The sequence below is a fragment of the Microbacterium sp. BWR-S6Y genome, assembly GCF_041379845.1.
GTDB classification, from domain to species: Bacteria; Actinomycetota; Actinomycetes; order Actinomycetales; family Microbacteriaceae; genus Microbacterium; species Microbacterium hydrothermale.
This window is the reverse complement of record NZ_JBFECV010000002.1, coordinates 508,733-531,488: the sequence shown is the minus strand read 5'-3', so window position 1 is coordinate 531,488 and position 22,756 is coordinate 508,733. Positions and strand designations below refer to the sequence as shown.

The following is a 22,756-nucleotide window of genomic DNA, read 5'->3' as shown; positions in this document are numbered from 1 at the left end:
ACGGAGGTTATGCAGATCACGGAGCTTGCGCACACGCCGACGCCCCGCCGGGTACGCCCGCGCACAACCTCAGCGATCGCACACCCTCAGCCCGAAACCCCGCCCCACGACGGAGGTTGCGCAGATCACGGAGCTTGCGCACACGCCGACGCCCCGCTCGGCGCGCGAGAACCCGCGCACGCGAGCCGTCCGCTCACCCGCGCGGGCGCACGCCCTCCGCGCGACGCGCGACGGAGGCGCCGGCTCGCGCGACGAGGGTCAGAACCAGTCGCTCTCGCGCACCTGGCGCATCGCCTCGCGGCGGGTCTCGGCGGGCAGCCGCGACAGGTACAGCATCCCGTCGAGGTGGTCCGTCTCATGCTGCAGCGCCTGGGCGAGGAGCCCCTCGCCCTCGAGCACGACCTCGCGGCCATCGAGGTCGATGCCCACGACCTTGGCCCACGGGTACCGGATCGCGTCGTGCCACAGGCCGGGGACGGACAAGCAGCCCTCCCCCACCGCCTCGGGCTCGCCGCGGGTCTCGACCAACACGGGGTTGAGCACGTACCCGATGTTGCCGTCGATGTTGTAGCTGAAGGCCCGCAGCCCGACGCCGATCTGCGGGGCGGCGACGCCCGCCCGCCCGGGCAGCTCGACGGTGTCAAGCAGGTCGCGGACGAGAGCACGGATGCCGTCGTCGATCGTCTCGATGGGGGCGCTCTTCGCGCGCAGGACAGGGTCGCCGAACAGGCGGATCGGACGCACGCTCATGCGGCGGCCACCGGCGTGCGCAGGCCCTCGACGACCGCGGCTGCGAGCTCGCGCGCCGCCTGCCGCGTGCTGGGCTGCAGGTCGCGGAACGTGATGGCGCTGCCCGCCGCGATGCGCGCGTCGTACGGCATGCGGATGACGGTGCGCACGCGCGAACGGAAGTGCGCCTCCAACTCGCTCTCGCGCACGAGCGGCGTTCCCGGCCGGGAGTTGTTGAGCACCACGACGGCGTCGCGGACGCGGGCCGCGTACCCGTTCGTCTCCAACCACGTGAGGGTCTCGGACGCGAGTCGCGCCTCGTCGACGGACAGTCCCGCCACGATCACCAGGGTGTCGGCGAGCTCGAGAGTGGCACCCATGACCGAGTGGACGATCCCGGTCCCGGTGTCGGTGAGCACGATCGAGTAGTAGTGCGCGGCGACGTCGGCGACCTGGCGGTAGTCGTCGTCGCTGAAGGCCTCGGACACTCGCGGATCGGCATCGGATGCCAGCACGTCGAGGCGGGTGGCATCCCGCGCGACGATCGAGGACACGTCGTTGTAGCCGGCCATCTCGTCGTGCGCGCGCACGAGGTCGCGCACCGTGCGCCCGTTGGGTCGGCCGACGCGGTCGGCGAGCGTGCCGCGGTCGGGGTTCGCGTCGACGGCGATGATGCGATCATCGCGCGCGTCGGCGAGGGCCATGCCCAGCAGCGACGTGACGGTGGTCTTGCCGACGCCGCCCTTGCGCGAGAGCACGGGGACGAAGCGCGCGCCTCCGCTCAGCGGGGCGGCGATGCGGCGATCGAGCTCTTTGCGCTCGCGAGCGCGGCGACCGTCGCCGAGGTTGATGCGGTGACGCGACACCGAGTAGACGAGCTGCTGGAACAGCCCCTCGGGCTCGGGACGGGCGATCTGACGCGGATCGAGCAGGCGATCCGCGGTGAGCAGGTCGGAGCTCTCGCGGGTGTCGTCGATCTGCCCGATGCGCTTCGAGGTGAGCGTCACCTCGGGCGCGGGCGTGCGCACGCGCTCCTTGGCGTGGGCGCGGTCGACGCGCGCGGCCTCCTCGGTCGCGCGAGCGGCATCCTCGGCCTGGTGCGCGCGGCGGCGGGTCAGGGGGACGGTGCCGATGACGCCGGTCGCGGCGCGCTCGGCCCGTGTGGTGGGCACGCTCCCGGTCGCCGTCGCGGCGGGCTGCGCCGGGGGCGACACGACGGGAACGTCCCCGGCGGTGTCCGTCGCGGGGCGGGCGTCGTCGGCGGAGGATGCCGCGGGCTCGGCCACCCGCGCGGTGAGCACCATCTCGTCGACGGGCGCGGGCGCGTCGGCCGCGTCCGCTCCCGCAGGCTCGGGGTCGTGCGCGGGGGCGGTGGCACGATGCGGGGCGGGCGCGTCGTCGGCGTCGATGGCCGCCACGGCGACCGCGTCGTCGGCGGGCGCGTCGTCCGCGTGCTGGTCATCGGCGTGCTGGTCCGAGGTCGCGGGCGGAACGGCTCCGGCCGTCTCCGCGGGCACCCACGGGGCGTGCGTGAGCGGCTCGGCGGAGGCAGAAGACCCCTCGTCGTCGAGCGGAGCGTCGTCGAGCGGAGCGTCGTCGAGCGGAGCGGCGGCGTCCGCTTCGAACAGCTCGACGTCGTCCACGATCTCCGCGTCGTGCAGATCCTCGGCGACATGGTCGTCGGCCCGGTCGTCGTCGGAGACGTCGCTGTCTGCGACGTCATCCCCCGCCTCCGGGGCGTCGACGACGGAGACGTCGACCGCGGAGGCGGTGACCTCGGGAGCGTCGTCGTCGGCGGCGTGATCATCCGCCGCCCCTTCCCACTGGGAAGCGTCGTGCTCGGCCGAACCATGCCCCTCGGGAGCATCGTCCGCGGACACATGGCCCGTCGCCGCGCCCTCCTCAGCGCGAGCACCCTCCGAGGAAGCCTCCTCCGCGGAGGCACCTTCCGCCGGAGCGTCTTCGACGGGAGCGTGAGGCTCGTCATCGGCGCGCACGTCGATCACGGACTGCGGCTCGTCGTCCGATGCGGGCACGGGAGCGTCGTGCGCGTCCGGGTCTTCGCCTCGAGCGGAGTCGACCTCGTCGCTCTCGGCGTCGTCGTGCTCCGGCGCGGGCGTCTCGGCATCCGCATCCGTCTCGAGGTCCACGTCGGTCTCGGCGTCCGCGGCTCCGGCCTCCGCGACACCCGCGTCGGCGTCGTCGGTCTCGGCGCCGTCGGTCTCGGTGTCGTCGAGGACGTCGGCGTCGTGCACCTCGTGGTCGTCGTGGATGTCGGCGGACGGCGCCTCGGGGTGGGGTTCGAGGATGATCTCGTCGGTGTCGAGCACGTCGACCTCGCCGGCCTCGATCTCGTCGGCCTCGATCTCGGCCGCCTTGACCTCGGCCGGGTCACGGTGCGGGTACGGAGCGTCGAGGGCGGCGATGTCGGCGTCGTCGAAGGGGATCTCGTCCTCGATCACGTCGTCGTCGAGGTCGTCGTCGTCGGCCACCGGCAGGTCGACACTGACCTGCGCGATGTGTCCACCGAGGATGGTGATGCTGGCCGTGTCGAGGTTCCCGCTCTCGTCGAGCACGCCGTGCTCGGCGTTCTCGTCGGGGTTCGCGTCGGTGCGGTCGGGGGTCACTGCAGTCTCCAAACGGGAAGAGGGCGCGAAAGCGCCCCCTCCCAGGCTACTGCGCGGGGCGGATCACGAGCAAAAGATCTCCGGCCTCGACCTGCTGCGTGGCCCCGATCGCGACCCGCTCGATCACTCCCTCGACCGGCGTGGTGATGGCGGCCTCCATCTTCATCGCTTCGATCGAGGCCACCGCCTGTCCCGCCTTCACCCGGTCGCCCGGAGCGGCCTTCATGGTCACCACGCCCGAGAAGGGGGCGGCGACCTGACCCGGCTTGGAGGTGTCGGCCTTCTCGGCCTGGCGCGCCTCGACGTCGATCGAGCGGTCGCGGACGAAGACCGGACGCAGCTGACCGTTCAGCGTCGTCATCACCGTGCGCATGCCCTTGTCGTCGGCGTCGCCCACCGCCTCGAGACCCACGAACAGTTGCACGCCGCGCTCGATCTCGACGGTGTGCTCTCCTCCCGGGCGCAGACCGTAGAGGTAGTCGGCCGTGTCGAGCACGCTGAGGTCGCCGAACCGCTCGCGCGTCTCGAGGAACGTGCGCGTCGGAGCGGGGAACAGCAGGTGGTTCAGGCGAGCGCGACGCTCGGCGGACTCGCCCGCCAGCGCTGCGGCGTCCTCCGCGGACAGCGGGGTCACGCCGGCCTTGGCATCGCGCCCCGCGAGCACCTTCGACCGGAACGGCTCGGGCCAGCCGCCCGGCAGATCGCCCAGCTCTCCGGCCATGAACGACACGACCGAGTCCGGCACGTCGTACTTCTCGGGGTTGCGCTCGAAGTCCGCCGGATCGGCCTTGACCGCCGCGAGATGCAGGGCCAGATCGCCGACGACCTTCGACGAGGGGGTCACCTTCGGCACGCGTCCGAGGATGCGGTCCGCGGCGGCGTACATGTCCTCGATGAGCTCGAAGTCGTCGGCCAGCCCCAGGGCGATCGCCTGCTGACGCAGGTTGGACAGCTGTCCGCCCGGGATCTCGTGACGGTAGACGCGACCGGTGGGTCCGGCGAGACCCGACTCGAACGGCCGGTACAGGTGTCGCACCGCCTCCCAGTACGGCTCGAGGTCGCTCACGGCCGCGAGGTCGAGTCCCGTGTCGCGCTCGGTGTGGGCGAGGGCGGCGACCAGCGCCGACAGCGACGGCTGGCTCGTCGTGCCCGCCATGGGTGCGGCGGCCGCGTCGACGGCATCCGCCCCCGCCGCCGACGCGGCGAGCAGCGTGGCGAGCTGTCCGCCCGCGGTGTCGTGGGTGTGCACGTGGACCGGGAGGTCGAAGCGCTCGCGCAGCGCCGTGACGAGCTTCGCCGCGGCGGCCGGACGCAGCAGGCCCGCCATGTCCTTGATGGCGAGGATGTGCGCCCCGGCGTCGACGATCTGCTCCGCGAGGCGCAGGTAGTAGTCCAGCGTGTACAGCTGCTCGGACGGATCGAGCAGGTCCCCGGTGTAGCAGACGGCCACCTCGGCGACCGAGGTTCCGGTCGCGAGCACCGCGTCGATAGCGGGCCGCATCTGCGAGACGTCGCTGAGCGCGTCGAAGATCCGGAAGATGTCGACCCCGGATGCCGCCGCCTCGGCGACGAAGGCATCGGTGACCTCCGTCGGGTAGGGTGTGTAGCCCACCGTGTTGCGGCCGCGCAGCAGCATCTGGATCGCGATGTTCGGAAGGGCCTGACGCAGGGCGTCGAGGCGCTCCCAGGGGTCTTCGCCGAGGAAGCGCAGCGCGACGTCGTACGTCGCCCCTCCCCAGGCCTCGACCGAGAGCAGGCCGGGCGTCAACCGCGCGACGGAGGGGGCGACGCGAACGAGATCACGCGTGCGCACGCGCGTGGCGAGGAGCGACTGGTGCGCGTCGCGGAACGTCGTCTCGGTGACGGCGAGGGCGGTCTGCGCGCGCAGGGCCGCCGCGAAGCCGGCCGGGCCGAGCTGCTGCAGGCGCTGGCGCGAACCATCGGGGGCCGCCTCGGCCAGGTCGAGCTTCGGCAGCTTCGCGCCCGGGTCGATCGAGAGCGGGTTCTCGCCGTGGGGGCGGTTGACCGTGGTGTCGACGAGCCACGAGAGGATCTTCGTGCCGCGGTCCTTCGACTCGCGGCCCTTCAGCAGCTCGGGGCGCTCGTCGATGAACGACGTGCTGAGGTCGCCGGCGAGGAACGCGGGGTCGTCGAGCACGGCCTGCAGGAAGGGGATGTTCGTCGAGACGCCGCGGATGCGGAACTCCGCGAGGGCGCGACGGGCGCGCGCCACGGCGGCCGGGAAGTCACGGCCCCGGCACGACAGCTTCGACAGCATCGAGTCGAAGTGCGGGCTCACCTGCGAGCCCGCGGCGGTCGTGCCGCCGTCGAGGCGGATGCCCGCGCCACCCGGCGAGCGGTACGTGGTGATCTTGCCGGTGTCGGGGCGGAAGCCCTGCGTGGGGTCCTCGGTCGTGATGCGGCACTGCAGGGCGGCGCCGCGCAGGTGGATGTCGTCCTGCTGCAGGTGCAGGTCGGCGAGGGTCTGTCCCGCGGCGATGCGCATCTGCGACTGCACGAGGTCGACGTCGGTGACCTCCTCGGTCACGGTGTGCTCGACCTGGATGCGGGGGTTCATCTCGATGAAGACGACCTCGCCCGCGCGCGGGCCCGCCGTCTCGAGGAGGAACTCCACGGTGCCGGCGTTCTGGTAGCCGATGGAGCGGGCGAAGGCGACCGCGTAGCGGTGCAGGTCCTGTCGCACCGCGTCGTCGAGGTTCGGCGCGGGCGCGATCTCGATGACCTTCTGGTGCCGGCGCTGCACCGAGCAGTCGCGCTCGAAGAGGTGGACGGTCTCGCCCGTGGCATCCGCGAGGATCTGCACCTCGACGTGACGCGGACGCTGCACGGCCTGCTCGAGGAACATCCGCGGGTCGCCGAAGGCGCTCTGCGCTTCGCGCATGGCCTCGGCCAGGGCCGGGGCGAGCTCGCCCTTCGACTCGACGCGGCGCATTCCCCGCCCGCCACCACCGGCGACGGCCTTGGCGAACACGGGGAACCCGATCTCGTCGGCCTGCGCGAGCAGTTCGTCGATGTCGTCGGATGCCGGCGTGGAGCGCAGGACCGGCACACCGGCCGAGATCGCGTGCTCCTTCGCGGTGACCTTGTTGCCCGCCATCGACAGCACCTCGGCGGGCGGACCGATGAAGGTGATGCCGTGGGCCGCGGCCTTCTCGGGGAGCTCCGGGTTCTCGGAGAGGAAGCCGTAGCCCGGGTAGATGGCATCCGCACCGCACTCGCGCGCGACGCGAATGATCTCGTCGACGTCGAGGTAGGCGCGCACGGGGTGACCGCGTTCGCCGATCTGATAGGCCTCGTCGGCCTTCAGCCGATGCAGGGACGCCCGATCCTCGTACGGATAGACCGCGACGGTGCGCGCTCCGACCTCGTAGGCGGCGCGGAACGCACGGATGGCGATCTCACCACGATTGGCGACCAGGATTTTCGAGAACATGCGCACCTCACGTCAAGCTGGCGGGGCTGAATGTGCTCACAGCCTAGGGGACGGTAACGTGGACTCTCGTGCACGTACTCTCCGTCAGCTCTCTCAAAGGCGGGGTCGGCAAGACGACCGTGACACTCGGGCTGGCTTCGGCCGCCTTCGCACGTGGCGTTCGCACTCTCGTCGTCGACCTCGACCCCCAGTCCGACGTGTCGACCGGGATGGACATCCAGGTCGCCGGTCGGCTCAACATCGCCGATGTCCTGGCGAACCCGAAAGAGAAGGTCGTCCGCCAGGCGATCACCTCGAGCGGGTGGGCGAAGGTGCATCCGGGCACCATCGACGTGCTCATCGGCAGCCCGTCGGCCATCAACTTCGACGGTCCGCACCCGAGCGTGCGCGACGTCTGGAAGCTCGAAGAGGCCCTCGCGACCATCGAGAGCGAGTACGACCTCGTGCTCATCGACTGCGCCCCCTCGCTCAACGCCCTCACGCGCACCGCGTGGGCCGCGAGCGACCGCGTGGTCGTCGTGACCGAGCCGGGACTGTTCTCCGTCGCCGCCGCCGATCGCGCTCTCCGCGCGATCGAGGAGATCCGCCGCGGCCTCTCCCCCCGTCTGCAGCCGCTCGGCGTCGTGGTCAACCGCGTGCGCCCGCAGTCGATCGAGCACCAGTTCCGCATCAAGGAGCTGCGCGACATGTTCGGCCCCCTCGTGCTCAACCCCCAGCTGCCCGAGCGCACCTCGCTCCAGCAGGCGCAGGGCGCCGCGAAACCGCTGCACGTGTGGCCCGGAGACTCGGCGCAGGAGCTGGCGGCCGACTTCGACGCCCTGCTCGACCGGATCGTCCGCACCGGCCGCATCCCCGTCGAGAACGAGGCCCCGCAGGCCTGACCCCGCGCTCGCGACGACGCCGTCCCGCTGCCTCGCAGCCGGGGCGGCGTCTCTCGTTCTTCGTGGGTAGGCACCTCGCGCGTGACTCGCCACGATCTGTCGCTTCCAGCGGCCACGGAGCGACGAATCCTGGCGACTCGCTCGGGGGAAAGCAGAATCCCGGATGCCATGGCATCCGGGATCCGAAGAGAGTGAGGCCCTTTACGCGGTGCGGGCGGCGCGACGCGCGGCCAGCTCGTCGACCGCGTCGGGGGTCGCTTTCTCGAAGTCGACCAGCGTGGACTCGACCTCGCGCAGGACCTTGCCCACCGCGATGCCGAAGACGCCCTGGCCGCGGCTGACGAGATCGATGACCTCGTCGTTCGAGGTGCAGAGGTAGACGGAGGCTCCGTCGCTCATGAGCGTGGTGCCCGCGAGGTCGCGAATGCCCGCGGCGCGGAGCTGGTCGACTGCGGTGCGGATCTGCTGGAGCGAGATGCCGGTGTCGAGGAGGCGCTTCACGAGCTTGAGCACGAGGATGTCGCGGAAGCCGTAGAGACGCTGCGACCCCGAGCCGCTCGCCCCGCGGACCGTCGGGACGACGAGCTCGGTACGGGCCCAGTAGTCGAGCTGACGGTACGTGATGCCGGCGGCGCGCGCCGCGACGGCGCCGCGGTAGCCCGTGTCGTCGTCCATCTCGGGCAGACCGTCGGTGAAGAGGAGGTCGGTGGCGAACCGGGGTTCGCCGACTGCGTCGCCAGCGTTCATGCTCGCGCCCTCCTTTTCTGCTCGTTTCCTCCACGCTAGATCAGCGAGGGTCCCCCGGCAATGACATCCGCTCCGAGGGCCGCGGCGTGTCGCGGTCAGGACAGCATTCGCTCGATCGCGTCGCGCACGAACAGTGAACGCACCTCGTCGAGACGGCTCGCCAGCTCGGGCGCCAGCTCGCTCGCCCGCGCGCGCGAGGCCGCGTCGGGGCGACGCAGGAGCGCCGACAGGGCGGACTCGACGAGCGCGACCTCGCGCTCCGCGCTCTGGCGGAGGCCCCGCACGTGGCGCGGTTCGATGCCGTGCCGGTCGAGGGCGACGAGGGTGCGGAGCAGGGTGACCGTCTGCTCGGAGTAGGTCTCCGCGCCCGCGATCACGCCGGTACTCACCGCGTCGTTGAGCAGCTGCGGGCCGGCGCCGGCCGCCGCGAGCAGCTCGTCGCGGCGGTAGCGGCGCGGAGCGGTCGTCATCGACGGGATCGACGTGGGCGGAGCGGGGTTGCGCCCGGCGTCGAGGTCTTCGAGGTAGTCCCGGATGACGACGAGGGGGAGGTAGTGGTCGCGCTGAAGGGTCAGGGCGAGGCGGAGGCGCTCGAGATCCGCGGGCGAGAACTTGCGATAACCCGACTCCGTGCGGGTCGGGGAAACGATCCCCTGCACCTCGAGGAACCGCAGCTTGCTCGAGGTCAGCGCCGGGAAGTCGGGGGTCAGACGCGCGAGCACCTGTCCGATGCTGAGCAGCCCCGCAGCCGTCTGACGACCACGGGAGGGGGCTGCCGCCATCAGTGCTCTGCCGCGGGCAGGTCGACCGGCGAACCGAAGAAGTTGAGGCGGAACTTTCCGATGCGCACCTCGGTGCCGTTGACGAGGGCGGAGCGATCGACCCGCTCGCCGTTGACGTAGCTGCCGTTGAGCGAGCGCTGGTCGACGATCTCGAACGCTGTTCCGGTGCGGATGATCTCGGCGTGACGCCGCGACACCGTCACGTCGTCGAAGAAGAGGTCGGCCTCGGGGTGACGACCGACGGTGGTGATGTCGGTGTCGAGCAGGTAGCGGGCACCCGTCGTGGGGCCGGAGCGCACGATGAGCAGAGCGGCTCCCGAGGGGAGGGCGTCGATCGCCTCGAGCTCCGCCTCGGTGAGGTCGGCTCCGAAGGGGACGAACGACAGGTCGGCGTCGTGGGTCTGGGTCGTGTCGTGCGAGCGGTCGTGGGCGGCGGCGTCGGCCGCGCGTCTGATCTCGTCTCGATCGAATCGGCTGGTCTCGTCCACGGCTTCTCCTTCATATTCACCATAACCGATCGGTCCAGAACGAACGGAGGCCGACCGCGCGCGGGCCATGGTGATGCGTGATGTGTCTGATTTCGTCGACACCGGACACCGCGGTTCGGGGCGCGGGACGGCCGACGAGACACTCGAACCTATCGACCCGGGGTCCGTCGTGTCGAGTCCGGTGACGCGAGAAGGCGCGGGTGAAACGCGCGCACGGGCCGCGGAGCGCGATCCGACGGGCGCGCGGGCCGCCTCGAACGCCCACCCGAGGCCCCCTGTCAGCGCCGCTGGTTAGGGTCGGAGCATGACGTCCCTCCTGGCGCCGCGCCGGCGCACCCTCCCCGCCGCCCTGGCCGCCGCGCTCCTGGCCGCCGTCGTCCTCCTCGTGCCCGCGGCCCCGGCCTCGGCCCACGACGAACTGGTCGCGACCGACCCGACCGCCGATGCGGTCCTCGAGGCGCTCCCCTCGCAGATCACCCTCACCTTCAGCGCCGAGGTGCTCACCGACCCGGGCGCCACCGTCATCGAGGTCACGGACGCGACCGGGGCGTCGCTGACGAACGGCGCCCCCGAGCCGTCCGGCACCGAGGTCACCCAGGCGCTGGCGGGGCCGGCATCCGGTGCCGTCACCGTGAAGTGGCGCGTGGTCTCCAGCGACGGGCACCCCATCGACGGCTCCTTCGCCTTCACCGTTCCCGAGGCGGCCCCGACGCCGACCTCCTCGCCGTCGACGACGTCATCGGCAGCGGCATCCCCCTCCGCGTCCGCCTCCGCGCCGGCGGCGCCCGTCGAGACGGCCGCGCCCTCCCCCGCCCCCGCCGAGGAGGCGTCGAACGCCTCCCCGCTGCCGTGGATCCTGCTGGCGGTCGCCCTCGTGATCGTGGCCGGGGTTCTCGTCTACGTGTTCGCCTCGCGCGGACGCCGGAACACCGCCGGTGGCGGCACCACCGGGCGATAGGCTGGAACCATGCCTCATTACGATCTGGTCATTCTTGGTGCGGGTCCCGGCGGGTACGTCGCCGCCGTCCGCGGCGCACAGCTCGGACTGTCGGTCGCGATCGTCGAAGAGAAGTACTGGGGCGGTGTCTGCCTCAACGTCGGCTGCATCCCCTCCAAGGCCCTCCTGCGCAACGCCGACCTCGCGCACACCTTCCACGCCAAGGCCGACCTGTTCGGCATCTCCGGCGAGGTCTCCTTCGACTTCGGCAAGGCCTTCGACCGCTCCCGCAGCGTCGCCGCCGGGCACGTCAAGGGCATCCACTACCTGATGAAGAAGAACAAGGTCACCGAGTACGAGGGCCGCGGATACTTCGCCGACGACCACACCATCGAGGTGACCAAGACCGACGGCTCCAAGGAGCAGGTCACCTTCGACAACGTCATCATCGCCACCGGCTCCACCGTGCGCCTGCTCCCCGGGGTCACCCTCAGCGAGAACGTCGTCACCTACGAAGAGCAGATCCTCACCCGCGAACTGCCCTCCTCGATCGTCATCGTCGGCGCCGGCGCCATCGGCATGGAATTCGCGTACGTCATGACCAACTACGGCGTGAAGGTCACGATCATCGAATTCCTCGACCGGGCCCTGCCCAACGAGGACGCCGAGGTGTCCAAGGAGATCCAGAAGCAGTACAAGGGCTACGGCGTCGACATCCTCACCTCCACCAAGGTCGACTCCGTCACCGACCACGGCGACAAGGTCACCGTCGCCTACACCGCCAAGGACGGGCAGACCGGCTCGATCGACGCCGACCGCGTGCTCATGTCGATCGGCTTCGCCCCCAAGGTCGACGGCTTCGGTCTCGAGAACACCGGCGTGAAGCTCACCGAGCGCGGCGCGATCGACATCGACGACCACATGCGCACCAACGTCCCCCACATCTACGCCATCGGCGACGTCACCGCGAAGCTGCAGCTCGCCCACGTCGCCGAAGCGCAGGGCGTCGTCGCCGCCGAGACCATCGGAAACGCCGAGACCCAGACCCTCGGCGACTACCGCAACATGCCGCGCGCCACCTTCTGCAACCCGCAGGTCGCCTCCTTCGGCCTCACCGAGCAGCAGGCCCGCGACGCCGGCCACGACATCAAGGTCGCGAAGTTCCCCTTCTCGGCCAACGGCAAGGCCAACGGCCTCGGCGAGCCCGTCGGCTTCGTCAAGCTCGTCGCCGACGCCGAAACCCTCGAACTCATCGGCGGCCACCTCATCGGCCCCGACGTCTCCGAACTCCTGCCCGAGCTCACCCTCGCGCAGAAGTGGGACCTCACCGCGCTCGAGGCCGCTCGCAACGTGCACACCCACCCGACGCTGTCGGAGGGTCTGCAGGAGGCGTTCCACGGCCTCGCGGGGCACATGATCAACCTCTGATCCCCGCACGACGCACAAGGCCCGCCCGGTTCGACCGGGCGGGCCTTATGCGTGTCGGCGGAGCCAGCGACCTGCGGAGTCAGCGACCTGCGGGTCAGCGACCGAGGGTCCGGGCCAGTTTCGATCCGGACGCCGCGGGGCGGCCTCCCGCGGCGAACACGGCGGCGTCGACAGCGGCGAAGAAGGCCGTGCGGCCGGCCTCGTCCTGCGGGGCGGCCGGCCCGAGCTCGACCTCCCACTCGCGCCATGACGATTCCTCATCGCGCCGCTCGTCACGCGCGCGCACGCGATCGTCGACGAATTCCGCCACCTCGCGCCCCTCGGCATCCTGGAGGGAGTACGCGGTGCGGTGATTGCGCACGCGGGCGAGAGCGGTGAAGGGCGGCCGGGCGATCGACGCGACGGCATCCTGAACGGCGGCGGGGACCACCGGGTCGGCGTCGGGGTCGACGTCGTCCTCGAGAGGCCACTGCGTCTCGGTGCGTCCCCCGCCCTCGGCGGGTCCCTTCACGTGCCACCCGGCGTCGGGGCCGCCCAGGCGCCGCCGCACCGCCACGCCCGCGCGGGCCAGCTCGGCCGTGGGGGTGTCGAGGTAACGGGCGTCGAGGTCACGCGGTTCGGGCTCGCCGATCCGCGTCACTCCCGGGAGGGCCGACCAGTCGGGCAGTGGCGTGTCGTCGTCGACGTCGTACTTCGCCTCGACCTCGACGCTCGACGACCCGCTCGGGCCTGCGCTCAATCGTCGCGTCCGTCGGCGTCGGGATTGATGTCTTCGGTCTCTTCGGCGAACGCGAAGACGGCCTGGGTGGGGCCGTCGGCGTCTCCGGTGTTCGTGGGCTCGCCCTCGCGGCGGTAGACCAGCTGACCCTCGCTGTAGGGCATGATCAGCGTGTCGTCGGACTCGTTCTCGAGCGGGATCACCTGCCCGTCGAGCGGGCCTCCGGTCAGTCGTGCAATAGCCATGCCGCCAGCGTAGACCGCGTCCCCGACACCGCCCGGTGACTTGACACCGCGCGGCGCCTCGCGCCGATCCCCCGCGGCCGCGCCGACTGCCGGGCCGGGGATCCGCCCGCCTAGACTCGCGGGGTGAGTTCGACGGACCTGCCCGGTGACCGCCCCTTCGTGCTGCTCGCGACGCGGGCCGAAGACGGTCCCGCCGACGAGGAGTACGCGCTCTTCCTGCGCTACACCGGTCTGCCGCCCGAGCGGCTGAGGCGCGTGCGCCTCGAGCGCGAGCCGATGCCGGCCATCGACCTCGACGCGGTGTCGGGCGTGCTCGTGGGCGGGAGCCCGTTCAACGCCTCCGATCCGCTCGAGCGGAAGTCCGCCGTGCAGCGACGCGTCGAGGCCGAGATGGCGCAGCTCGTCGCCGAGGTGGTCGAGCGCGATGCGCCCTTCCTCGGCGCGTGCTACGGCGTCGGCACCCTCGGCACCCACCTGGGCGCTCCGATCGACGGCACCTACGCCGAGCCGATCAGCGTCGTCGAGGTCTCGCTGACGGACGCGGGACGCGACGACCCGCTCACCGCGGGGATGCCCGCGACCTTCTCCGCCTTCGTGGGGCACAAAGAGGCGATCAGCGCGCTGCCGCCCTCGGCCACCCTGTTGGCGTCGTCGCCCACGTGCCCCGTGCAGATGTTCCGCCTCGGTCGCAACGTCTACGCGACCCAGTTCCACCCCGAGCTCGACGTCGACGGGATCGTCACCCGCATCCACGCCTACGCCGGCTACGGCTACTTCGGCGCCGACGAACTCGACCTGACGCTGGCCGCCGTGCGTCGCGCTCCGGTGACGGCGCCCTCCCGCCTGCTGCGCACGTTCGTCGAGCGCTACGCGCGCTGAACCGCGTCGACCGCCGTACCCGGACGGCAGGCGGGTCACCGGCGCGCCGACACGCGCACCCCGGAAACCGCACCCCGGGACCCGCGCCGCGCACCCCGGCACGGCCCGCGGCCTCAGTGCTCCGTGAGCGCCCCGGGCGAGGGCATCCGCACGACCCCGATCGCGGCGGTCACCGCCGGATGGGCGAGCCGCAGGTACGGCTCCAGGCCGAGGTCGACGAGATGCACGCGCCCCGCGAGGGCGGGCCCGCGACCGCGCACGAGGCCGGCCTTGAGCGCGCCGAACGTGACGGTGACGTCGGCGGGGAGCACCGCGGCATCCGCTGATCCGTCGTCGGGGTCGAGACCGCTGGGCACGTCGACCGCCACGACCCGCGGGAGCGAGGGGCGGGCCCGCAGGCACTCGACCACGGCGCGCGCGCTGCCGCGCAGCCGCCGATCCGCCAGGCGACCGATGCCCAGGATGCCGTCGAGTACGAGCGCGTAATCGTCGATCGCTCCGCAGACCTCCGAGGTCTGCCGCACGGTCGCCCCCGCGGCGACGGCGGCGTCGAGAGCGGCGCGGTGCACGCGGTCGCGGACGAGCACGATGTCGACCCTGTCGCCCCCGGCCGCCGCGAGCTCGGCGGCCGCGTAGAGCGCGTCTGCACCGTTGTCTCCGGCCCCGGCGAGCACCAGCATCGGGCCCGGTGCGTCACGGCGCTCCGCGGCCACGACCTCGGCGAGGGCGTGCGCGGCCCAGCGCATGAGCGGTCGCCCCTCGGCAAGGAGGGGCGCTTCGGCCGCACGGACGGCGTCGGCGGTGTACGCCGAGACGCGCGCGGGGCGGGGCGCGGTGTCAGACACGGGAGTCCGCCTCGGCCTGGTCCTCACGCTGCGCGGCGGCGGGGTCGTTCGCGGCGAGGGTCTCGCGCTCCTTGCGCTCCGCCGCTCGCGCCGCCTCGAGCTCCCCGGTCGCGGCGCGCACGGCCTTCTCGGCCCGGCGGACGCGGAACTGGATCATCGTGGAGGCGCCGTACTTGGCGCGGACGCGGTCGTGGTCCTCCTCGGTGGCGACGGTGATCCACGCCCCCGAGATGAGGATGACCTGGCTCGAGAGGTTGAGCCACAGCAGGAGGGCGATGAGGGAGGCGAAGGTGGTCAGGAGGGGGTTGTTGCCGGCTCCGCCGACGAAGAGCCCCGACAACTGCTGCAGCACGACCAGGCCGATGCCGCCGAGCAGGGCGCCGCGCACGAGCGTGCGGCGTCGGGTCTTGACTCCCGACAGCGCGGCGAAAGCCACGGCCACCGCGGCGGTGTCGAGCGCCAGCACGACGACCGTCGACAGCAGCCACGTCAGCACCGCCGTGACCCACGAGTCGGCCGAGATGCCGAGGAGTTCGCGCACGAAGGTGAGACCGGCGGTCGCGAGGAAGGTCACGACTGCGGCCCCCACGAGGGCCACGCCGATCCCCGCGGCGACGGCGAGGTTGCGCAGGATGACGAGCACGGGGAGCGTGTCGTCGGTGGTGACCCCCGCGATCTGGCGCAGCGCGGAGCGCAGCGAACCGATCGCACCGATCGCCGCGCCGATGAGACCGATGGTTCCGATGACGCCGGCGACGGTGAACTCCCGGGGCGCGCTGATCGCGCTGACGTCGAGGAGGCCGTCGGATCCGACGAGACCGGGGACAACGTTGTTGACCGAGCGCTCGAGGGCGGCGAAGGCGTCGGGATTGCCCGAGAGCCAGACCGCGGCGAACGAGAAGCCGATGAGAACCGCGGCGAACAGGCTGAACAGCGTGCGGTAGGTGACGCTGTCGGCGAGCATGGGGCCGCGTGCCCCCGAGTAGACGAGGAAGGCGCGCACGAGGCGGAGCGACAGGGCCCACGCGGTGACGCGACGGATGAGGTCGGCCATGGGGTCAGGGTATCCGGGCGGGCGGGCGAGGCCCGGCGGGGTTGATCGCCCGCGCGTCGCGCGACAGGGCGGGCGTCTCCTAACCGGCCCGCGCCAGGATCTGCGCCCAGGCGCCCCCGAGCAGGAACGGACCGAGCGGCAGATCGACTCCGCGGCCCCCCGCGGCCAGCACACCCACCGCGGCGACCCCCGCGGCCAGGAAGCCGACGCCCATCCCGGATGCCACGGCCTCGAAGCCCCACCAGCCGAGGTGCGCTCCGACGAGACCGGCGAGTTTGACGTCTCCGCCCCCGAAGGCCCCGAGGCGGGCGAGGTGGAGGAGCAGGCACGCCGCGAACGCCCCCGCCGCCCCGAGGGCGACCTCCGTCGCGCGTTCCGGTCGACCGGTCGCCGCCGCGGCGAGCGACAGCAGCACGACCCCCGACACGGTCGCGGGAAGGACCACGGCGTCAGGCAGCCGGTGCTGGCGCACGTCGATCACCGCGAGAACGACGCTCACCACGGCGAACAGGGCGTACGCCGCCGCGGCCTGCGGCTCCCCGGGCCGCGACCCGGCCGTCAGCACGGCAGCGACGGCATGCACCCCCACCGTCGCGGCCTCACGCGTCCAGGACGACGAGCTCGACGACGACCGTCGCGCCCGGATCGATGCCCTCCGCGTCGCGGACGGCGCGCTTGAGAGGGAGGACGTACACCCCACCGGCCTGGGGGAAGATCGAGGTGCGGAAGGCCGTCGCCCCGATGACGGCGTCGACGCGGACTCCGCCGAAGCCGCGGCGGAAGGTCTGCGTCTCACGGATGTCGTCGCTGAGCACGGGCGGCAGGGCGACGAAGTACCAGTCGCTGTCGCTGCGGGCCTCCCACCGGAACACGACGCCCTCGAACTGCACGATCACGCGGATCCTCCCCTTCTCGCCGAACCGTCACGCTACCCCCGAGCGCGCGAGCGGCGCGGCATCCGTCCCCGGGGAGGAGCCGTGCGCCACGGGGGGGTGCTCCCGCCCGGCGCCGCGTCGGTGGAGGCGCGCCCGCCGTCACCGCGGCGCGGCGCGTTCCGCTCGCCGCCGGGTCCCCACCGCGTGATCGATCCCCATCGCGCTCGCCACCGCGAGCACGTACACGACGAGATCGCGCGCGTCGAAGCCCGAGCCGAGCACGAGGGCGGCGATCGGCATCCGTTCCGCGAGGGCGAGCGGGATCCCGGTGAGCTGCAGCAGCTCCACGCCGATGCACCACAGCGCGGCGCCGGCGGCCGGCACCGGCCGCGGCGCGCGCGGGAGCAGCAGCACGAGTCCGCTGTACGCCGCGACGGCGTAGAGCGCGTCGCCGCTCACGTCGGACGCCACCGACGACGGCAGCAACCGGTGCACGGCGAGGCCCGCGGCGATCACTGCGGCGAGGGCGACGAGGGCCGCGATCCGCCGCGTCATCGGATCAGCCCGGCGGCGCGCGCGGGGGCCGCGTACGCGGCGGCGAGGGTCGCGACCGTGTCGTGCGCGTTCAGGCCGCTCGGGTTCGGCAGGACCCACGTCTCGCACCCCGCGATCGCCTCGCTCTGCCTCCCCGCGACGGCTTTCGGCCGATCGAACCCCTGACGGTAGGCGGTCAGGCCCACCACGGCGACCACGCGAGGGTTCCACGCGGCGACGCGGCGCGCGAGGGCCGAGGCGCCGGCGCGCAGCTCGTCGCGGGACAGCTCGTCGGCACGGGCCGTGGCGCGCGCGACGAGATTGCTCACCCCGATGCCCGCGTCGAACACCAGGCGCCGATCGGCCTCCCCGAGCGGCGCCGAGTAGGCCGGGGCGTGCGGCAGGATCCCCGCCTCCACGAGGGCCGGCCAGAAGCGGTTGCCCGGTCGAGCGAACGGGGTCCCCGTCGCGGCGGTCCACAGCCCGGGGTTGATGCCGACGAACAACAGGCGCACCCCGGGTTCCACGAGATCGGGCACCGTGGCATCCCGGAAGGACTCGAGTTCGGCGCGCGTGAAACCCATGAGACCACTATGACCACTTCCCGGGGCGGCCCCGGAATTCTGCCAGGATCGGAGGAATGGATGCCGTGCCCGCCCTCACCGAGGTCCCTCCCGCGCAGTTCGTCATCGTCGGCGACAACGTGCGCCTCGCCACGTACTCGTGGGGCGATCCCGAGGCCGATCCGGTGCTGTGCGTGCACGGGTTCGGATCGAGCACGCGCGACAACTGGGTCAACACCGGGTGGGTGCGCGACCTGCTGCGCGCCGGCTTCCGCGTGATCGCCGTCGACCAGCGCGGACACGGGGCGAGCGAGAAGCCCCACGACGCCGCGTCGTACACGATGCCGACCCTCGTGTCCGACCTCGTCGCCGTGCTCGACACCTACCTCGTCGACCAGGTGCGTTACCTCGGCTACTCGCTCGGCGGACGCGTGGGCTGGCAGCTCGCCGTCGACGCGCCCGAGCACGTCGAGCGCGCCGTGCTCGGCGGCATCCCCGACGGTCGTCCCCTCGCGCGGTTGAAGGTCGAGCAGGCGCGGGCGTTCCTCGATCACGGCGAGCCCGTTCAGGATGCCACCACCCAGCGCTACGTCTCGCTCGCCGAGCGCGTCCCGGGCAACGACCTGCGCGCCCTCGTCGCGATCGCCGAGGGGATGCGGCTCGGCGAGACCGATCCCGACCCCGAGACTCCCCCGCAGCAGCCCGTGCTGATCGCGACCGGGACCGAGGACCCGATCCACGACCAGTCGGCGCACCTGGCGGGGCTGCTCCCGCGCGGGGAGTTCGCCGACATCCCCGGCCGCCACCACGTGAACGCCCCCGGGGCGCGCGCGTTCCGCGAGGCCGGGCTCGAATTCCTCGGCCGCGGTCGCGGCTGACGCGCACACCCGCGCTCCCCGGCGCATCTTCCCCGCCGAGTGTCCGGGGCGCCCGGGCGGTCGCACGCTCCCCCGCGCTTCCCCGCGCTCCGGGTGTCATGGACACTCGACGCCGCGCGCGTGAGCGCACGCGGGCGCCGAGACGCGCGCGTGGGTGCACGCGGGGACCGGGACGGGCACGCGGGCGCACGCGAGTGCCGGACGGGCGCGCGAGCGGGCGAGCCCGGGAGTGCGCGCCGGGACCTCAGCCGCAGGCGTAGACCGTCGAGGGGACGCTGGTGTCGATCGCGCAGTTCTGCCCGACCCACTCGCGGATCTGCGCCGACGTGGTCGAGGTCGAGCTCGACGTACCCGACGCCCCGAAACCGCCGCCGCCGCGCTCCTGCCCCTCGATGACGTAGCGCACCTCTCCCGCCTTCACGAGCGCGATGAACGCGTCGAGGGCGGGCACGGCATCCGTTCCGTTGAATCCGCCGATGGGCAGGAACGACCCTCCGTCGCTCGCGACGATGAGGGATGCCGCGGACTGCGCCCCGAAGGTCGCGGCGAGGTAGGTCGATCCCGCGGCGTTCTGTTCGAGCCAGGCGATCAGCGCGGTGTCGGCGGTCGAGGCTCCGGCACCGAAGCCCGCACCGGTCCCTCCGCCGCGGCTCGCGCCACCGTCGCCGGCCGCGCGCCCGGCCCCGTCGCGCACCGACGACCCGCCGGGCCTCGAGCCCGACCCGAAGCCGCCCTGCGCGCTACCGCCCAGCGCCGACCCGCCCTGCGCGCTGCCGCCCGCCGCCGCACCCCCGCCCGGGAACGCGCCCGAGCCCGCGGCCCCGCGGCCCGCTCCCGGCATCCCTCCCCCGCCGAAACCGCCGCCCGACATCTCCGAGACGCCTCCCGCGACGGGGTTGATCGAATTGGGGTGCGCGACGGTCACCGCCGACCACACGGCCGGGGTCAACAGCAGCCCGACCAGGACGAACACCGTGGTCACGACCCCCGAACCGCGGCGGAGCAGAAGCAGGGCGATCGCCACGGCGGCCGCCACGGCCTGCACGATCGCGACCGGCACGCTGTAACCGCCCGAGGCGAGTCCGATGCCGAGCGCGGTCGCCCCGGCCACGCCCACGATCGCCACCTGCGGCCAGGCTCGGCCCGCGCGGTGGGCGGCGGCCAGCGCCGTCGCCACGACGAGACCGAGGGGAACGGCCAGCGCCGCGGTGTAGAACTGGTGCATTCCGGCCACGGCCGAGAACATCGCGGCGAACGTCGCGGTCCACACCGTCAGCAGCACCGTCGCGGGGCGGGGGAACCGCAGCATCCACAGCACCGCGATCCCCACGACAGCGGCGGGGATGAGCCACGCCACCTGCCCGGCGAGCTGCGCGTTGAACAACCGCAGCACGCCCGGGTCGCCCGAGAACGGCGGCGTGAACGACTCGTACGCGGTGCTGTCGCTCGTGGCGCTGAAGCGGCCCAGGCCGTTGTAGCCGAAGACCATCTCCCACGGGTCGTTCGACAGCGTGCTGCCGATGTACGGGCGACTGCCGGCGGGAATCAGCGAGACGATCACGACCCACCACAGCGACGCCGCGAGGCTCACGACCCCGGCCGCGACGAGATGCCCGAGCCGCCGGGCCCACGACTGCCGGGTGACGAGGTACGCCGCCGCGAGCGCGGGCCAGACCGCCCACGCCTCGAGCATGTAGAACTGGAACGACACCCCCACCAGGGCTCCGGCGCCCACCAGCCAGCCGAGGCTGCGCTGCTGGATCGCCCTCACCGCGGCGTAGGCGCTGAGCGAGAGACCGAGCACGAAGAAGGTCTCCGGCTGGTTCGAGCGGGCGACCGCGACGAGGATCGGGGTCACCGCGACGATCGCCCCGGCGAACAGTCCCGCGCGCACACCGGCGAGTCGTCTCGCGGTCACGGCCGTGATGAGGGCGGCCCCGACCGCGGCGAGAGCGTTCGGCAGGATCACCGCCCAGGCCGAGTATCCGAAGGCGCGGACGAACAGGGCCGGGACCCAGAACGACCCCGGGATCTTGTCGAGGGTCACGGTGCCGGCGGGGTCCACGGCGCCGAAGAAGAAGTTCGACCACGACCTGCTCATCGACAGCGCGATCGAGGCGTAGTACTCGCTCGGCGCGCCCGCCCACACCTGCCACCCCGTCAGGACCAGCGCCGACAGGCCGATCGCGAGGAGGCCGAGGGTCCACGCACCGGGACGTCGACGCGCGGTCCGGGAGGAGACGGCGGGGGTCGAGGCGGGCATCAGTACGGCAGTCACCCGCGCAGCGTACGCAGCGCTCCCCTCGACGAACCCTCACGCCGCTTATGCGTGAGCGATGGAATTCGCGCCCCGGCGGGCGTCGGAAGACGTCGGAGGCTCAGGATGCCGAGACGGAGAGACGCGGGGTCGTCGGCGCGCGCGTGGCCGCGGCCTGCAGACCCACCCGCACGTTCTGCCCGGGGGCGAGGGAGGCCGCCCACTCGGTTCCCGTGCACGTCACGGTGGTCCCGCTCAGGGCGCAGGACATCCCCCACGCGTTCGTGACCGCGGTGGTGCCCGGGGCCTCGAACGACACCGACCACGCCTTCACGGCCGCGCCGGCCGTCAGCGAGAGCTCGGCCACGTAACCCTCTCCCCAGGCGTTCTGGGGCACCCAGGTCGCCGAGAGGCTCGCGGGCGTCGAGGGCTTCGGAGAGGTCGACGCGGTGGGCTTGGGCGAGGCCGACGGACTTGCGCTCGGCTTGGGCGAGGTGCTCGGTTTCGACGACGACGAGGGTTTCGGCGTCGACGAGGGGCTCGCGGTCGGCTTCGGCGACGTGCTCGGCTTGGGCGACGTGCTCGGCTTCGGCGAGGCCGAAGGGCTGGCGGTCGGCTTCGGCGTGGGCACCGCGACCGGGGCGAGGATCGGTCGCAGCGCCGCGAGCTTGGCCTTCTGCAGCGTCCTCCAGTCGTCGGTGACGAGTCCGCCGGTGTCGCCGCTGTTCGGGTTGAACGACCAGTAGGCGTAACTGATCTTCGTCTTGGCCAGGTAGGCGACGAGCGTCGTCATCCAGGCCTTGTCGCTGTCGGTCTCGAGCTTCGTCCCGAACTCGCCCAGGAGCACCGGGGCGATGTTCTTGCGCACGAGGTATCCCCAGTTGGCATCCCAGACCGACTCGAGGTTCGCGGGGTAATTCGGCGCGGAGAACCACGACTGCTGGTGCACCGTCGCCGGGTAGTCGTGCGGGGAGTAGACCACGCGGTTCTTCACCTTCAGGACGACGGGTGCCGCGCCGACATCGCGCAGACCGCCGCCCCACCACGTGCTCGAACCGTCGTTCTGACGCTCGACGCCCTCGACGATGATCAGCAGCTTCGGGTTGACCGCCAGCACCGCGTCACCGGCCCGCGTCGCGGCCGCGCGCCAGTCGCGCGCCGGGTCGCCGCAGTTCCAGCAGGCGGGCCCGTGGGGCTCGTTGTGCAGGTCGACGCCGATGACGGCGGGCTCGTTCTTGTAGCGCTGGGCGAGCATCTTCCAGTCGTCGATCCACCGCTTCTCGCTGTAGGCGCCCGTGTACCAGAGCTCGCTCTGCGCGGCGGAGTCGGGGCGGTGACGATCGAGGATCACCGTCAGGCCGTAGCCCTTCGCGCGGGCGATCACGGTGTCCATGAGCCGGAGCGGGCTGAGACCGACGAGATCGGCGTTGACGGAGGTGTTGATCGAGTTCGTCGAGGACGCGGCGAGGCACTCGTTCGAGAAGGGCAGACGGATGGTCGTGAAGCCCATGCCGGCGATGGACCGCAGCCCCTCGTCGAGCGAGATCGACCAGAGTCCGTGCGGGGCGCAGTTGGAGGTCTCCATGCCGAACCAGGCGACGGCCTTGATCGTGTACGGCGTGCCCGCCGAGGTGACGATGCTCGATCCGCGGGTGGAGAGCCAGCCGGGCAGGGCGGTGGCGGCGGTCGCGTTCGGCGCGGCGACGGCTCCGGTGACGGCCCCCGTCACGGCGAGCGCGGCGACGGCGGCCGCGGCGGTCAGACGCCGGACGGTGCGGCGCGCAGACGACCACCGTTCGAGCCACCCCGACATCCGCACCTCCGCGGTCATCGTA

Annotated in this window: 21 protein-coding genes; 5 read left to right on the top strand and 16 right to left on the bottom strand. The window is 72.4% G+C overall.

Annotation, left to right across the window (positions count from 1 at the left end; translation table 11 throughout):
* Positions 1 to 258: 258 nt before the first annotated feature.
* From AB1K56_RS06455 to AB1K56_RS06445, 3 genes are read right to left on the bottom strand one after another with little or no spacing between them, the layout of a single operon-like run.
* Positions 259 to 750 (bottom strand): peptide deformylase, encoded by a 492-nt coding sequence (locus AB1K56_RS06455; protein WP_371204981.1) that lies wholly within the window; start codon positions 748 to 750, stop codon positions 259 to 261.
* Positions 747 to 3,356: a MinD/ParA family protein gene (locus tag AB1K56_RS06450; RefSeq protein ID WP_371204980.1), complete on the bottom strand. Its 2,610-nt coding sequence runs from the start codon at positions 3,354 to 3,356 to the stop codon at positions 747 to 749. The genes AB1K56_RS06455 and AB1K56_RS06450 overlap by 4 nt, the downstream gene beginning before the upstream one ends.
* Before the next feature lie 46 nt (positions 3,357 to 3,402).
* Positions 3,403 to 6,810 (bottom strand): pyruvate carboxylase, encoded by a 3,408-nt coding sequence (locus tag AB1K56_RS06445; RefSeq protein ID WP_371204979.1) that lies wholly within the window; start codon positions 6,808 to 6,810, stop codon positions 3,403 to 3,405.
* A gap of 68 nt (positions 6,811 to 6,878) precedes the next feature.
* Between AB1K56_RS06445 and AB1K56_RS06440 the strand changes: the two genes are divergently transcribed.
* Positions 6,879 to 7,691 (top strand): ParA family protein, encoded by an 813-nt coding sequence (locus AB1K56_RS06440; protein WP_136587757.1) that lies wholly within the window; start codon positions 6,879 to 6,881, stop codon positions 7,689 to 7,691.
* Positions 7,692 to 7,892: 201 nt separating this feature from the next.
* Here AB1K56_RS06440 and AB1K56_RS06435 read toward each other — a convergent pair whose 3' ends face one another.
* The 3 genes from AB1K56_RS06435 to AB1K56_RS06425 form a co-directional block, all read right to left on the bottom strand.
* Complete coding sequence (locus tag AB1K56_RS06435; protein ID WP_136587758.1) at positions 7,893 to 8,438, bottom strand: MerR family transcriptional regulator; 546 nt, start codon at positions 8,436 to 8,438, stop codon at positions 7,893 to 7,895.
* 95 nt (positions 8,439 to 8,533) lie between these two features.
* A complete protein-coding gene (locus AB1K56_RS06430) occupies positions 8,534 to 9,220 on the bottom strand; it encodes a MerR family transcriptional regulator (RefSeq protein ID WP_371204978.1) in 687 nt (228 codons plus the stop codon).
* On the bottom strand, positions 9,220 to 9,708 hold the full coding sequence (locus AB1K56_RS06425; RefSeq protein ID WP_371204977.1) for an FHA domain-containing protein: 489 nt from the start codon (positions 9,706 to 9,708) through the stop codon (positions 9,220 to 9,222). The genes AB1K56_RS06430 and AB1K56_RS06425 overlap by 1 nt, the downstream gene beginning before the upstream one ends.
* A 304-nt stretch (positions 9,709 to 10,012) precedes the next feature.
* Here AB1K56_RS06425 and AB1K56_RS06420 point away from each other — a divergent pair, with 304 nt between their 5' ends.
* Together AB1K56_RS06420 and lpdA are read left to right on the top strand one after the other, a co-directional pair.
* On the top strand, positions 10,013 to 10,666 hold the full coding sequence (locus tag AB1K56_RS06420; RefSeq protein WP_371204976.1) for a copper resistance protein CopC: 654 nt from the start codon (positions 10,013 to 10,015) through the stop codon (positions 10,664 to 10,666).
* Between the two features lie 9 nt (positions 10,667 to 10,675).
* Positions 10,676 to 12,073, top strand: a complete 1,398-nt coding sequence (lpdA, locus tag AB1K56_RS06415) for a dihydrolipoyl dehydrogenase (RefSeq protein ID WP_136587762.1) — start codon at positions 10,676 to 10,678, stop codon at positions 12,071 to 12,073.
* 94 nt (positions 12,074 to 12,167) lie between these two features.
* Here lpdA and AB1K56_RS06410 read toward each other — a convergent pair whose 3' ends face one another.
* Complete coding sequence (locus AB1K56_RS06410) at positions 12,168 to 12,812, bottom strand: CYTH domain-containing protein (RefSeq protein WP_371204975.1); 645 nt, start codon at positions 12,810 to 12,812, stop codon at positions 12,168 to 12,170.
* Positions 12,809 to 13,036 (bottom strand): response regulator, encoded by a 228-nt coding sequence (locus AB1K56_RS06405; RefSeq protein ID WP_136587764.1) that lies wholly within the window; start codon positions 13,034 to 13,036, stop codon positions 12,809 to 12,811. The genes AB1K56_RS06410 and AB1K56_RS06405 overlap by 4 nt, the downstream gene beginning before the upstream one ends.
* Positions 13,037 to 13,159: 123 nt before the next feature.
* On the opposite strand from AB1K56_RS06405, the gene AB1K56_RS06400 reads away from it, so the two are divergent.
* Positions 13,160 to 13,915, top strand: coding sequence for a glutamine amidotransferase (locus tag AB1K56_RS06400; RefSeq protein WP_371204974.1), 756 nt, complete (start codon positions 13,160 to 13,162; stop codon positions 13,913 to 13,915).
* Positions 13,916 to 14,028: 113 nt separating this feature from the next.
* Here the strand turns inward: AB1K56_RS06400 and AB1K56_RS06395 are convergent, their stop codons facing one another.
* From AB1K56_RS06395 to AB1K56_RS06370, 6 genes are all read right to left on the bottom strand, one after another.
* On the bottom strand, positions 14,029 to 14,760 hold the full coding sequence (locus AB1K56_RS06395; protein ID WP_371204973.1) for an NAD(P)H-hydrate epimerase: 732 nt from the start codon (positions 14,758 to 14,760) through the stop codon (positions 14,029 to 14,031).
* Entirely contained in the window at positions 14,753 to 15,814 is a 1,062-nt protein-coding gene (locus AB1K56_RS06390) for a YihY/virulence factor BrkB family protein (RefSeq protein WP_371204972.1), read from the bottom strand. Before AB1K56_RS06390 ends, AB1K56_RS06395 begins: the two co-directional genes overlap by 8 nt.
* 79 nt (positions 15,815 to 15,893) lie before the next feature.
* Positions 15,894 to 16,397 (bottom strand): prepilin peptidase, encoded by a 504-nt coding sequence (locus tag AB1K56_RS06385; protein WP_371204971.1) that lies wholly within the window; start codon positions 16,395 to 16,397, stop codon positions 15,894 to 15,896.
* 16 nt (positions 16,398 to 16,413) lie between these two features.
* Positions 16,414 to 16,710: a DUF1905 domain-containing protein gene (locus AB1K56_RS06380; RefSeq protein WP_136587768.1), complete on the bottom strand. Its 297-nt coding sequence runs from the start codon at positions 16,708 to 16,710 to the stop codon at positions 16,414 to 16,416.
* 138 nt (positions 16,711 to 16,848) lie between these two features.
* Positions 16,849 to 17,244, bottom strand: coding sequence for a DUF2809 domain-containing protein (locus AB1K56_RS06375; RefSeq protein ID WP_371204970.1), 396 nt, complete (start codon positions 17,242 to 17,244; stop codon positions 16,849 to 16,851).
* Complete coding sequence (locus tag AB1K56_RS06370; protein WP_371204969.1) at positions 17,241 to 17,807, bottom strand: mismatch-specific DNA-glycosylase; 567 nt, start codon at positions 17,805 to 17,807, stop codon at positions 17,241 to 17,243. The genes AB1K56_RS06375 and AB1K56_RS06370 overlap by 4 nt, the downstream gene beginning before the upstream one ends.
* Positions 17,808 to 17,863: 56 nt before the next feature.
* On the opposite strand from AB1K56_RS06370, the gene AB1K56_RS06365 reads away from it, so the two are divergent.
* Positions 17,864 to 18,664: an alpha/beta fold hydrolase gene (locus tag AB1K56_RS06365; protein WP_136587771.1), complete on the top strand. Its 801-nt coding sequence runs from the start codon at positions 17,864 to 17,866 to the stop codon at positions 18,662 to 18,664.
* Positions 18,665 to 18,908: 244 nt separating this feature from the next.
* On the opposite strand, the gene AB1K56_RS06360 is transcribed toward AB1K56_RS06365, so the two are convergent.
* Together AB1K56_RS06360 and AB1K56_RS06355 are read right to left on the bottom strand one after the other, a co-directional pair.
* Positions 18,909 to 20,942, bottom strand: coding sequence for an ArnT family glycosyltransferase (locus AB1K56_RS06360; protein ID WP_371204968.1), 2,034 nt, complete (start codon positions 20,940 to 20,942; stop codon positions 18,909 to 18,911).
* A gap of 100 nt (positions 20,943 to 21,042) precedes the next feature.
* Positions 21,043 to 22,734, bottom strand: a complete 1,692-nt coding sequence (locus AB1K56_RS06355) for a cellulase family glycosylhydrolase (protein ID WP_371204967.1) — start codon at positions 22,732 to 22,734, stop codon at positions 21,043 to 21,045.
* Positions 22,735 to 22,756 lie beyond the last annotated feature (22 nt).